Genomic DNA, 8170 nt, shown 5'->3' on the forward strand with positions numbered 1-8170 from the left:
GTCGCCACCCATGGTTCCGTAAACCAGCGTACGCCCATCACTCAACCGCGCCGCCGCAGGGTTCAACGTGTGGAACGGTTTCTTGCCGGGCTTCAGCGCCAATAGGTGATCGGGGTCGAGGCTGAACGAAGCGCCCCGGTTCTGCCAGTTCAAACCGCTCTCCGGCAACACGACGCCGCTGCCAAACTCGTGATAGATGCTCTGGATGAATGACACCGCCAAACCGCTGCTGTCGATGATGCCCATCCAGATCGTATCGCCCGGTCCCTTGCCCTCACCCCAGAGTGCCGCGTGCTGAGGATCGATGCGCTGGGCCAAAGCGCTCAGGTAATCCGCTTCGAGACAGGCCTGCGGCTCGATGGTCATGTGCTCGGGATCGGTGATGTGTTCATCGCGCACAGCGAAAGCCAGTTTGGTGGCTTCCACCAGCGTGTGGATATGCTCGGCGCTGTCAGCCGTGCATTCGCTCAGACCCGCGTGATCTGCGATGCCAAGGATCAATTGCGACACCAGCCCCTGACTCGGCGGCGGCATATTGAACACGGTGCCAGCGCTATGCTGGAGCGCTAAGGCCCGGACACGTTTGGCGCGATAACCCGCCAGGTCGCTGCGCGTGACCGGAGCGCCTGCCCGCTCTAGATCCTTGGCGATGGAGTCCGCCAGCGAGCCGCGATAAAAACTGTCCAGCCCCTCCTCCGCCAGCGTTCGCAAGGTGTTGGCGAGACGCGTTTGCTTGAACAAACTGCCCGCTCCGGGAGCTTGTCCGTCGTGCAAAAAGGTTTCGGCAAAGCCCGGAATATCCTGCAACTCAGCCTGCTTGCTCGTGGTTGCCATGTGCTGGGACGGCGTGACCGGAATGCCGGACTCCGCATAGAAGATCGCATCGGCCAACAGTCGAGACAGTGGCAGACGACCGTCCCTTTCAGTGCTGACCTGCAACGCTTCTTGCCAGCCGCCGACAGTACCGGCAACCGTCAGTGCAGCGTCAGGACCACGAACCGGAATACGCGTCATGCCCGCGTAACGCTCCATTGTCGCAAGGCTGCCGGCAGGGCCGCTGGCATCAATGGCAACCGGCTCTCCCTCGGGCGGAACAATCAACCAGAAGCCATCGCCGCCCAGGCTGTTCATGTGTGGATACACCACCGCAATCGTAGCGGCCGCCGCGACCATCGCTTCAATCGCGTTGCCGCCCTCGCGCAATACGGCCAATGCCGATTGCGCAGCAAGGCTATGAGGCGCGACGGCGATCCCACGAGCAGCGAGCGTTGTATTAAGCATTCAGACTCCTTGGTTGACAGGCTGCGGGGCATTCTTCGCCAGCCAGTTGATACGCATGCGTTTGAGGACGAAAAAAGCCAATGCAGCAGTAATGATGTCGAAGCTGATCGCGACGGCAAACACCGGTATCCAGCTGTCGGTGTATTGGTTCAGCAAGGCCGCGACCGGACCACCGAAGATTGAGCCGATACCCTGGGCCATGTACAGAAAGCCGTAGTTGGTCGTCGCGTTTTTACTGCCGAAGGTGTCCGTCAGCGTCGAAGGGAACAGCGAGAAAATCTCACCCCAGCCGAGAAATACCACGCCTGACAGCAATACGAAAAGGACCGGGTTATCGATGGTCAGAAACCACAACGTCATGGCGACGCCTTCAAAAAAGAAGGCGAAGGCCATGGTGTTCTCCCGGCCCCAACGATCAGAGATCCAGCCAAACAAAGGCCGTGTCAGCCCGTTGCAAATACGGTCAATGGTCAGCGCCAGGGGTAAGGCAGCCATGCCCATGACCATCACGTTGGTCATGCCGAAGTCCTTGGCAAAACTGGCCATCTGCGAAGTGACCATCAGACCCGAGGTGGACATCATGGTAAACATCGCGAACATCAGCCAGAAGACCGGTGTTTTAAGCATCTCGCGCGGGGCCACATCGGCAACCACTCTGCCGACAATAGGCACTGGCTGCTCGGCGAGTTGCGCAGGCGGTTGACGCAAGAACTGCGAAGCGACAAGACCCACGGCGCCGAGGATCAGGCCAAAGGTCATCAGCGTCGACTCCATGCCGACATCCTTTAAGCTGTTGCTGATCGGGAAAGTCGTGAGCATCGCGCCCATGCCGTAACCCGCAGCAACAGCGCCCGCCGCCAGACCACGGCGATCCGGGAACCAGCGAACCATCAAACCGACGATGCCGACATACACGATGCCGGTCCCCAAGCCACCCAGCAGGCCATAACTCAGGTACAGCGACGTCAGTGATGTCGCGTGACTGGCGAGCACCCAACTCAACCCGGAGAGAACACAGCCTGTCGCAATCAACTTGCGCAGACCAAAACGATCAATCAACCAGCCTTGGGCCGGTGAGAAGAACGTCTGCAGAATAATTAACAACGAGAATGTGATCTGCACCTGGGCCAGTGAAACACCCAGCTTCTGCGTTAATGGGCCGGTAAATAAAGTCCACACATATTGCGGACTGGAAATGGCCATCATACAAACCATGCCGATAACCAATTGATACCAGCGCGAGCTAAAGGCTCCGACGACGGGCTGCTCTAGCGTAAGCGTCTTGCTGACCATAACAAATCTCACTGTGCAAGTGGGTATACGTCTGTTCAGCAAGTGGCATGCCAATCCCGTTCAGGCGGCAATTGCAAAGTGTATGAGATTTATATGACCAATCTGTTTTATACATAACTATCGCCCGCACTTATAACTTCCGAAGCAAAGGTCGAAATAACGGCATTAACAGTTTGGGAATTATATTTGCACAATACTTATTAACGATCATCACTCTACGCCTACCCTCCAGACTCATCTAACGCTGGCAAGACACAAGGCATCGCTTAACGGACACATTGCCTTTTTTGTTCACCTGTCGGCTCATAACGTGCGCACCAGAATGATTCTGCCTGCTTCGTTTTAGCCCGTACGCACCCTATTGGCGGCCACCACGGGTAATATGCCCGCAGCCTTGAAGGAGAGACTCTTGTCCACCACCCGCCAGCCCGTCCTTGATGAAGTCGACCGCCAGTTGATCGCAGCCCTGCAGATCAATGCTCGCGAAAGCGTTGCAATGCTTGCCCGGCAACTGGGTATCGCCCGGACCACCGTGACGTCCAGGCTGGCGCGGCTGGAAAGTGCCAAGGTCATCACCGGCTACGGCGTGCGCCTCAGTCAGCGGGTGGTTGATGGGGGATTGCAGGCGTACGTCGGGATCACCGTACAACCGCGTTCGGGCAAGGAAGTGCTACGCCGCCTGAGCAGTCTGGCTCAGGTTCAGCAGCTGTGTGCTGTGAGTGGCGAATTCGATTACGTGGCCTGGCTGCGGACTGATTCGCCGGAGCAACTGGACCAACTGCTGGATTTGATCGGCAGCGTTGATGGCGTCGAGAAAACCACGACCTCGATCATTCTCAGCAGCAAGATTGATCGCGGGCAACCTGTTTAGAACAACGAATCCCCTGTAGGAGTGAACTTGTTCGCGATCTGGCGCGAAGCGGCAGCAACGGCCGCGACTCGGTGCATTTGCTGGAATCGGGTCGCCAGATTTACGACTGCTGCGCAGCCGTTCGCGAACAAGTTCACTCCTACAGGGATGTGCGTTTCAACCCGAACTTGCTAGCAGCAGAAGAGCTAAAGTGATCGTCAAAATCGTCATATCGCACAAAATCACTCCATAACGACGACACTTTGCGTCTTATTTATGTCCCTGCGCTTGTCTAGACTGTGCCTTTCGCGTTCCAGCCAGGTCAGTCATGAAAAACAATCGCCATCCCGCAGACGGTAAGAAGCCGATCACTATGTTCGGCCCGGACTTCCCCTTCGCCTTCGACGACTGGATCGAGCACCCCGCCGGGCTGGGCAGTATTCCTGCCGAGAATCATGGTCAGGAAGTGGCGATCGTTGGCGCGGGCATCGCGGGTCTGGTGGCGGCCTATGAACTGATGAAGCTGGGCCTGAAGCCTGTCGTCTACGAGGCATCGAAGATGGGCGGCCGTCTGCGATCCCAGGCTTTCGAGGGCACGGAAGGCATCATCGCGGAGTTGGGCGGCATGCGCTTTCCGGTGTCCTCCACGGCGTTTTACCACTACGTCGACAAGCTAGGCCTGGAATCGAAGCCTTTCCCAAACCCGCTGACGGCCGCCTCCGGCAGTACCGTTATCGACCTGGAAGGCGTCACGTATTACGCGCAGAAACTCTCGGATCTCCCCGCTATGTTCCAGGAAGTGGCCGACGCCTGGGCCGATGCGCTGGAAGAAGGTTCGGGCTTCAAGGACATTCAGCAAGCCATCCGCGACCGCGACGTGCCGCGCCTCAAAGAGCTGTGGAACACCTTGGTGCCATTGTGGGATGACCGCACGTTCTATGATTTCGTCGCCACCTCCAAAGCGTTCGCCAAACTGTCGTTCTACCACCGTGAAGTCTTCGGCCAGGTCGGTTTCGGCACCGGCGGCTGGGACTCGGACTTCCCCAACTCGATGCTGGAAATCTTTCGCGTGGTCATGACCAACTGCGACGACCACCAGCACCTGATCGTTGGCGGCGTAGAACAAGTGCCGCTGGGCATCTGGCGTCATGTCCCGGAGCGCTGCGCCCACTGGCCTGAAGGCACCAGCCTTGCTTCTTTGCACCATGGCGCGCCCCGTACCGGCGTAAAGCGCATTGCCCGCGCTGAAGACGGTCTGCTGGCCGTCACTGATAACTGGGGCGACACCCGCCACTACGCCGCTGTTCTGACCACCTGCCAAAGCTGGTTGTTGACCACCCAGATCGAATGCGAAGAATCGTTGTTCTCGCAAAAAATGTGGATGGCGCTGGACCGTACGCGTTACATGCAATCGTCGAAAACCTTCGTGATGGTCGACCGCCCTTTCTGGAAAGACAAAGATCCGGAAACCGGCCGCGACCTCATGAGCATGACCCTCACCGACCGTCTGACCCGCGGCACTTACCTGTTCGATAATGGCGACGACAAGCCCGGGGTGATCTGCCTGTCTTACTCGTGGATGAGTGATGCGTTGAAGATGTTGCCGCAGCCCATCGAAAAACGGGTCAAACTGGCGCTCGATGCGCTGAAGAAGATCTACCCTAAAGTCGATATCGCGGCGCGGATCATCGGTGACCCGATCACTGTTTCCTGGGAATCGGACCCGCACTTCCTCGGCGCTTTCAAAGGCGCATTGCCGGGGCACTACCGTTATAACCAGCGGATGTATGCGCACTTCATGCAACAGGACATGCCGGTCGAACAGCGCGGCATGTTTATCGCGGGAGACGACGTATCCTGGACCCCCGCCTGGGTCGAAGGCGCAGTGCAGACCTCACTGAACGCGGTGTGGGGCATCATGACCCACTTCGGCGGCAAGACCCACGCCGACAACCCAGGCCCCGGTGATGTGTTCCACGAGATTGGTCCCATCGCCCTGACCGACTGAACAAAAGGCTGAATCATGCGCATCGCCCTGTACCAATGCCCGCCCCTGCCGCTGGATATCGGCGGCAACCTGCAACGTCTGGATGATCAGGCGCGAGAGGCGGCAGCGCTCGGTGCGGAGTTGCTGGTTTGCCCGGAAATGTTCCTCACGGGCTACAACATCGGTGCCGAGGCGGCGCGTACATTGGCGCAACCCAGTGATGGCTTCGCGGCAGGCGACATCGCGGCCATTGCCAAGGGTTACGGCATCGCGGTCCTTTATGGGTATCCGGAGCTGGGTGCTGACGACCTGATTTACAACTCGGTGCAGTTGATCGACAGCCACGGCAAGACCCTTTGCAACTATCGCAAGACGCACCTGTACGGCGACCTGGACAAAGCGATGTTCAGTCCCGGCGAAGACCGCTTTCCGATTGTGGAATTGAACGGTTGGCGGCTGGGTTTTCTGATCTGTTATGACGTCGAGTTTCCAGAAAACACCCGACGCCTGGCGCTGGAAGGTGCCGAGTTGATTCTGGTGCCGACGGCTAACATGGCGCCTTATGATTTTGTCGCCGAGGTGACGGTTCGAGCCCGGGCTTACGAGAATCAGTGCTACGTGGTCTACGCCAACTATTGCGGCAGCGAAGGTGACATTCACTATTGCGGCCTGAGCAGCCTGTGCGCCCCGGATGGCAGCCGACTGGCCGTGGCGCAACAGGACGAAGTGTTGATCTCGGGCACCCTGGATCGACAGTTGATGGAGCAATCGCGGTCGATCAATACCTACTTCAATGATCGCCGGCCGGGGTTGTATGGCGGACTGGTGATTGATCACAGGTAGGAGCGAACTTGTTCGCGAGACGCACATACCTGACCCACCGCGTAGCCCTTCTCGCCAACAAGTTGCCTCCTACCATTCCGCCTGACACCGCGCCTCACGGTAGGAGCAAACTTGTTCGCGAGACGCGCACATCTGACACACCGCGTAGCCCTTCTCGCCAACAAGTTGCCTCCTACCATTACCGCCTGACACCGCGCCGCACGGTAGGAGCGAACTTGTTCGCGAGGCGCACACTCCTGACACACCGTGTAGCCCTTCTCGCCAACAAGTTGCCTCCTGCCATTACCGCCTGACACCACGCCGCACGGTAGGAGCGAACTTGTTCGCGAGACGCACATACCTGACACACCGCGCAGCCCTTCTCGCCAACAAGTTGCCTCCTACCATTACCGCCTGACACCGCGCCGCACGGTAGGAGCGAACTTGTTCGCTAGGCGCGCACATCTGACACACCGCGTAGCCCTTCTCGCCAACAAGTTGCCTCCTGCCATTACCGCCTGACACCGCGCCGCACGGTAGGAGCGAACTTGTTCGCGAGACGCATATACCTGACCCACCGCGTAGCCCTTCTCGCCAACAAGTTGCCTCCTACCATTACCGCCTGACACCGCGCCGCACGGTAGGAGCGAACTTGTTCGCGAGGCGTACACTCCTGACACACCGCGTAGACCCTCTCGCCAACAAGTTGCCTCCTACCATTACCGCCTGACACCGCGCCGCACGGTAGGAGCGAACTTGTTCGCGAGGCGCACACATCTGACACACCGCGTAGCCCTTCTCGCGAACAAGTTGCCTCCTACCATTCCGCCTGACAACGCGCCGCACGGTAGGAGCGAACTTGTTCGCGAGGCGTACACTCCTGACACACCGCGTAGACCCTCTCGCCAACAAGTTGCCTCCTACCATTACCGCCTGACACCGCGCCGTACGGTAGGAGCGAACTTGTTCGCGAGACGCACATACCTGACACACCGCGCAGCCCTTCTCGCGAACAAGTTCGCTCCTACCGCTCTGCCGCGTTAGCATGATCGCTCTTCCTTGGCAGATCCCATCATGCTCGTCACACGACACCTGACGCTCGCAAACGGCCTAAACGTCGTGCTGTGCCATTCGCCACGGCTCAAGCGCTGCGCCGCTTCGTTGCGGGTGGCAGCGGGGAGTCATGATGTGTCCACTGCATGGCCGGGGCTTGCGCATTTTCTGGAGCATCTGTTCTTCCTCGGTACCGAGCGGTTTGCCGGGGATGAAAAGCTGATGGCCTTCGTACAGCGGCATGGTGGGCAGATCAATGCCAGTACTCGCGAGCGAACCACTGATTTCTTTTTCGAACTGCCGCTGGCGGTGTTCGCCCAAGGGCTGGAGCGCCTGTGCGATATGCTCGCTCATCCCCGCATGACCTTGGCGGACCAACTGCGCGAGCGGGAAGTCCTGCATGCCGAGTTCATCGCCTGGTCTCGCGACGCCACTGCGCGTCAGCACATGCAGATGCTGGAAAGCATTTCCGCCGGCCATCCCCTGCGCGCATTTCACGCTGGCAATCGCTACAGCTTGCCGGTGCCGCGTCAGGCTTTTCAGCAAGCGTTGCACGACTTTTATCAGCGGTTTTATCAGGCCGGGCAAATGACCTTGTGTCTGGCTGGGCCTCAGTCGCTGGAGGAGCTAAAAGGGCTGGCGACGAATTATGGCGCAGGGCTGGCCAGTGGCGTAAAGGTCGCGCAAGAACAGCCGCCGAAGCTGGTTGATGATGAAAACCGGATATGCGTCAGTTCCGATCAGCAACTGCTTCTGGTCTGTGAGGATTTGCCTGAGGGGGCGGATGAAGCCGCCGCGTTTTTGTGTCATTGCCTGAATGGCAGTCGAGCGGAGGGCGTGGTTGAAGCGTTGAAGGCGGAGGTGGTTTATCAGTTTGCGGGTCA

6 protein-coding genes are annotated in these 8170 nt (G+C 58.7%); 4 read left to right on the top strand and 2 right to left on the bottom strand.

Going from position 1 to position 8170, the window contains the following annotated elements:
- Together H8S59_RS24790 and oxlT are read right to left on the bottom strand one after the other, a co-directional pair.
- The coding region (locus H8S59_RS24790) for a gamma-glutamyltransferase family protein (RefSeq protein ID WP_187523131.1) at positions 1-1281 on the bottom strand (1281 nt) is incomplete at its 3' end.
- On the bottom strand, positions 1282-2574 hold the full coding sequence (oxlT, locus tag H8S59_RS24795) for an oxalate/formate MFS antiporter (RefSeq protein WP_187523132.1): 1293 nt from the start codon (positions 2572-2574) through the stop codon (positions 1282-1284).
- A 409-nt stretch (positions 2575-2983) separates the two neighbouring features.
- Here oxlT and H8S59_RS24800 point away from each other — a divergent pair, with 409 nt between their 5' ends.
- From H8S59_RS24800 to pqqF, 4 genes are all read left to right on the top strand, one after another.
- Positions 2984-3445, top strand: a complete 462-nt coding sequence (locus H8S59_RS24800) for an Lrp/AsnC family transcriptional regulator (protein ID WP_027899479.1) — start codon at positions 2984-2986, stop codon at positions 3443-3445.
- 307 nt (positions 3446-3752) lie between these two features.
- Positions 3753-5432 (top strand): flavin monoamine oxidase family protein, encoded by a 1680-nt coding sequence (locus tag H8S59_RS24805; protein ID WP_187523133.1) that lies wholly within the window; start codon positions 3753-3755, stop codon positions 5430-5432.
- Positions 5433-5447: 15 nt separating this feature from the next.
- Complete coding sequence (locus H8S59_RS24810) at positions 5448-6254, top strand: carbon-nitrogen hydrolase family protein (RefSeq protein WP_187523134.1); 807 nt, start codon at positions 5448-5450, stop codon at positions 6252-6254.
- 1053 nt (positions 6255-7307) lie between these two features.
- The coding region (pqqF, locus tag H8S59_RS24815) for a pyrroloquinoline quinone biosynthesis protein PqqF (protein WP_187523135.1) at positions 7308-8170 on the top strand (863 nt) is incomplete at its 3' end.

This window comes from Pseudomonas folii, assembly GCF_014357575.1.
In the GTDB taxonomy this organism is placed as follows: domain Bacteria; phylum Pseudomonadota; class Gammaproteobacteria; order Pseudomonadales; family Pseudomonadaceae; genus Aquipseudomonas; species Aquipseudomonas folii.